This window comes from Clavibacter sp. MX14-G9D (assembly GCF_032917815.1).
Lineage (GTDB): Bacteria > Actinomycetota > Actinomycetes > Actinomycetales > Microbacteriaceae > Clavibacter > Clavibacter michiganensis_K.
In genome coordinates this window covers 1-4,169 of record NZ_JAVCVL010000227.1, presented here as the reverse complement: position 1 = coordinate 4,169, position 4,169 = coordinate 1, and the positions used below count along the sequence as shown (strand labels likewise).

The 4,169-nt window shown below is 76.9% G+C and carries 6 protein-coding genes; 5 read left to right on the top strand and 1 reads right to left on the bottom strand.

Annotated elements, in window-relative coordinates; translation table 11 throughout:
• Positions 1-379: 379 nt before the first annotated feature.
• From Q6969_RS13595 to Q6969_RS13575, 5 genes are all read left to right on the top strand, one after another.
• Positions 380-898, top strand: a complete 519-nt coding sequence (locus tag Q6969_RS13595; RefSeq protein WP_317230918.1) for an SgcJ/EcaC family oxidoreductase — start codon at positions 380-382, stop codon at positions 896-898.
• Positions 899-948: 50 nt separating this feature from the next.
• Complete coding sequence (locus Q6969_RS13590; RefSeq protein ID WP_317230919.1) at positions 949-1,626, top strand: response regulator transcription factor; 678 nt, start codon at positions 949-951, stop codon at positions 1,624-1,626.
• Positions 1,626-3,125, top strand: coding sequence for a HAMP domain-containing sensor histidine kinase (locus tag Q6969_RS13585; RefSeq protein WP_317230917.1), 1,500 nt, complete (start codon positions 1,626-1,628; stop codon positions 3,123-3,125). Before Q6969_RS13590 ends, Q6969_RS13585 begins: the two co-directional genes overlap by 1 nt.
• Before the next feature lie 41 nt (positions 3,126-3,166).
• A complete protein-coding gene (locus tag Q6969_RS13580; RefSeq protein WP_317230916.1) occupies positions 3,167-3,325 on the top strand; it encodes a hypothetical protein in 159 nt (52 codons plus the stop codon).
• A gap of 62 nt (positions 3,326-3,387) precedes the next feature.
• Entirely contained in the window at positions 3,388-3,612 is a 225-nt protein-coding gene (locus tag Q6969_RS13575) for a hypothetical protein (protein ID WP_317230915.1), read from the top strand.
• Between the two features lie 12 nt (positions 3,613-3,624).
• Here Q6969_RS13575 and Q6969_RS13570 read toward each other — a convergent pair.
• The coding region (locus Q6969_RS13570; RefSeq protein WP_317230914.1) for a WYL domain-containing protein at positions 3,625-4,169 on the bottom strand (545 nt) is incomplete at its 5' end.

Sequence of the window (4,169 nt, the reverse complement as noted above, 5' to 3'; positions counted from 1 at the left end):
CGCCGGAGCGCCGCGACCAGCAGGCCGACGGCCACCGCGGCGAGGAGCCCGGCGGGGATGAGCCAGGAGCGGCGGCGGCCGTGGCGGATGGCGGGCTGGTCGCGGACGCGCGTCGGGTCGATGTCGAGGTCGGGGTCGAGGTCGGGGGCGGGATCGGCGTCGGATGGCATGGCCCACCCTCCCGCTCGAGACGCCCGTCGCCCACGGGGTTGACCTCTCCGGCATGCGGGACGGTCGATGCGGCGCCGCGGCGCATCCGAACCTCGTCCTGACGCTCCCCTGGCCGACCGCTGGCCGGGTGCTGGCAGGCCCCCCGCGAGGCTGGAGGGACTTCAGCGCGGGACGGAGGAGCCGCCCGCCGAGACTCGAGGAGCACCCCATGCCCACCACCCGACGTCCCCTCAGCCGCCGCGCCGCGACGGGCGCCGTCGCGGCCTCCGTCGCCGCGATCGCCATCGCGGGGATCGCCGTCTCCGGCGCCGCCGCGTCCGGCGGCCGGGACGCCGCCCCTGACGAGGGGACCCTCCGCGCCGACGCCCGGGAGCTCTTCGACGAGTGGAACGGCACCCTGGCGACGGGCGACCCCGCGGCCGTCGACGCGATGTACGCGCCCGACGCCGTCCTGCTCCCCACCGTCTCGCCGGGCGTGCACGACACGAGCGCCGAGCGCCTCCGGTACTTCGAGGGCTTCCTCGCGAACGACCCGAGCGGCGCCATCACCGAGGACCACGTGCGCAGCCTCGGCCCGGACTCGATTTCGCATTCCGGCCTCTACACGTTCACGATGGGGGAGACGGGCGACGTCGTCGCGGCCCGCTTCACCTTCGACTGGACCCGGGTCGACGGCGAGTGGCGCATCGTCGAGCACCACTCCTCGAAGGAGCCGGTCGCGCAGTAGGCAGCACCCGGCTCGTCCCGGGCACCATCGGAGGCGGAACCGTGATCGTGATGCTCGTGGAGGACGACCCCTCCATCGCCGGATCCCTCACCGACGGCCTCGAGCGCTACGGCTACGAGGTGCGGTGGGTGACCACCGGCCAGGAGGCCCTAGCCGCCGCCGAGCCGGACGTCGTCCTCCTCGACCTCGGATTGCCCGACATGGACGGCCTCGACGTGTGCCGCGAGCTGCGGACCCGGTCGAGCCTGCCGATCATCATCATCACGGCCCGCGACGACGAGGTCGACACCGTCGCGGGCCTCGAGGTCGGGGCCGACGACTACGTCGCGAAGCCCTTCGGCGTGCGGGAGATCGTCGCCCGCATCCGCGCGGTCACGCGGCGCCTCGGCGCGGTGGACGCGCCGGCCGCGGACGACGCCGACCCGCAGGCGGCGGTGCGCGCCCTGGTCGTCGGCCGGATCCAGGTCGACGTCGCCGGGCGCCGCGTGCACAGCGACGGCAGCGAGGTGCGCCTGTCGCCGAAGGAGTTCGACCTGCTCGCGGCGCTCGTCGCCGAGCCCGGCACCGTGCTCACGCGGGAGGCCCTGATCGAGCGGGTGTGGGACACCCACTGGTTCGGGTCGACCCGGACCCTCGACGTGCACATCGCGGCGCTCCGGCAGAAGCTGGCCGGCGCGATCGTCATCACGACCCTCCGCGGCGTGGGGTTCCGCCTCGAGGCCGCCTGATGCGCCGGCGGCTGGTCCTCTCCTACCTCCTCATCGTCACCCTCGCGGTCGTCGCGTTCTCGGTCCCCGTGGGGATGAGCCTCGTGGCGTCGCTGCGGGACGAGCAGCGCGACGTGGGCCTCCGTGAGGCGCGCACCGTCGCGGTGCTGCTCGCGACCGCGGCGGAGGCCGACGCCGCGACCGCGCGTGGGGCGCGGCTGGCGCTGGAGGACCTGCGCGGCGCCCTCGAGGAGCAGACCGGCGGGCGCGTGGAGCTCCTCGACGCCGATGCGCGGCCGGCGCTCGGCCGTCCCGTGGCGGGCAGCGGCGACGCCGACTTCGCCGCGGCGCTCGACGGCGACGACCGCGTGCGCCGCCTCGACGTGTCCGTGCTCGGCGAGCCCGGCCTCCAGGTGACCGTGCCCGCGGCATCGCCCGCGGGCCGCATCGACGGCGCGGTGCGCCTGACGTTCCCCGATGCGCCCCTGCAGCAGCGCATCGCCGGGATCGTCGGCGTGGTCGTCGCCATCGGCACGGTCGTCCTGCTCGTCTCCGGCCTCGTCGGATCGCTGCTCGCCCGGTCGCTGACCCGCCCGCTCCGGCTCCTCGACGGCATGGCGGCGCGAATGTCGGACGGCGACTACGGCGCCCGCGTGGATCCCGCCGCCGCCGGCCCCGCGGAGACCCGCCGCCTCGCGGAGACCCTCAACGACGGCGCCCGCCGCACCGGCATGCTCATCGACGCGCAGCGCGCCTTCACCGCGGACGCCTCGCACCAGCTGCGGACGCCGCTCACCGCGCTCCGGCTCAGCCTCGACAACCTGCACGCCCGCCTCCTCGACCCCGCGGACCGCGCCGCCGTCGACCGGGTGCTGCAGGAGGCGGGCCGCATGACCCGGCTCGTCAACGACCTCCTCGTGCTCGCCCGCGCGCAGGGCACCAGTCGGCGCCCGGCACCGCTCGACGTCCGGGCCGTCGTCGCGGGGCGCGTCGCGGCGTGGGCGGCGGCCGCCGAGGAGTCCGACGTGGCGCTCGTCGCGTCGCCTCCGGAGGCGGACGGGCCGGATGCGCGCCGCCGTCCGCTCGCCTCCGCCGTGGCCGCGGCGTCCCCGTCCGCGGCGTCCGCGTCCGCGGTGGTGACGGCGACGCCCGGCCACCTCGAGCAGGCGCTCGACAACGTGCTCGAGAACGCCCTCCACGCGGCGTCGCCCGGCGGATCGGTGCGGGTCGCGGTGCGTGTGACCGCCGCGTCCGTGGTCGTCACCGTCGAGGACGACGGCCCCGGCCTCACCGCGGAGCAGCGCGAGCGCGCCTTCGACCGCTTCTGGAGCCGGACCCCGGGCGGATCCGGCCTCGGGCTCGCCATCGTCCGCCAGCTCGTCGAGCACGACGGCGGCGAGGTCGCGCTGGAGGACGCCGCCGGCGACGACGGACGGGACGGCCCGGACGACCCCGACCGCCGGGCCGCCGCGCACGGTCTCCGGGTGCGGCTCGTGCTCCGGCGCGCCGCCCCGGCCTGAGCGGGACCGTCGCCCGCGCGGACGCGCCCTGGGCTCGCGCCGTGGACAGGAACCGGATCGGCGACCTCGAGCACCCCGACGACCCGGACCGCGCGCAGGTGCTGAGCGCGTCGGTCGAGCACCGGCGAGCGTGGTTGGAGGGCTACCGCGGCACGCTCGGCTTCCTCACCATGCTGCTCGGGCGTCCCCAGGACGGGTGAGGCTCGGACCCGCGCCTCCTGCCGGGTCCGATGGAGAACGGTCCGGTCGGTACCGTGGGGGCATGGGCGATGACGCGGACCGGGCTCCCGAGGGCGAGCCGAAGGCGCCCTTCACGGCCGGGCGGACCATCTCCGCCTGCGGCGCGGTGATCGGCGGACTCATCGCGACGTTCCGCGGCGCGACCGGGGACCTCGGCCCGGTGTTCCTCATCGGCGGCCCCGTCCTCGTGGTCCTCGGCGTGGTGGCGTTCGTCCTGTTCCGCTGGATGGCCCGGCGCGGCCTCTAGCGCGGCCAGCGGTCAGCCCGTCGCGACGGATCCCGCGGCGGGAGGCGCGACCGCCGCGCGTGCGTAACGCTCCGCGAGCTCGCGGCAGGCGTCCCGGAGCTCCGACGGGTCGACGACCTCGAGGTCCGCGCCGAAGCGGCCGAGCTGCGCGGCGAGGGCCGTCCACGACCAGGAGCCCGAGCGGTAGCGGCAGCGGCCGGACCCGAGGTCCTCGACCGTGCCGTCGCCCGCGAACGGCCGCACCTCCGCGGCCGGCAGGTCGAGCACCACGGTCCCCACGCAGGGCCAGCCGCCGTCCGTCGCCGTCGATCCGCGGAAACGCGCCTCGAGGAAGGCCGCGGCGTCCCCGCCCGGCACCGTGCGGCGGGTGAAGCGCCGACCGCCGTGGAGGCGGAGGTCCATCCGGTCCACCCGGTGCACGCGCCACTCGTCGTGCTCCGCGGAGAAGCCGACGACGTACCAGCGGCCCGCCCGGAGCACCAGGTGGTGCGGCTCGAGGCGGCGCGGCGGCCGCGGCTCCGCGTCCGCCTCCGGGGCCCCGGGCTCGGCCCGCCGGG

Bases quoted from the DNA above. Each gene is read 5' to 3' on its own strand.
- Q6969_RS13590 (WP_317230919.1), top strand. From the start codon at position 949: ATGCTCGTGGAGGACGACCCCTCCATCGCCGGATCCCTCACCGACGGC.
- Q6969_RS13595 (WP_317230918.1), top strand. From the start codon at position 380: ATGCCCACCACCCGACGTCCCCTCAGCCGCCGCGCCGCGACGGGCGCC.
- Q6969_RS13575 (WP_317230915.1), top strand. From the start codon at position 3,388: ATGGGCGATGACGCGGACCGGGCTCCCGAGGGCGAGCCGAAGGCGCCC.
- Q6969_RS13585 (WP_317230917.1), top strand. From the start codon at position 1,626: ATGCGCCGGCGGCTGGTCCTCTCCTACCTCCTCATCGTCACCCTCGCG.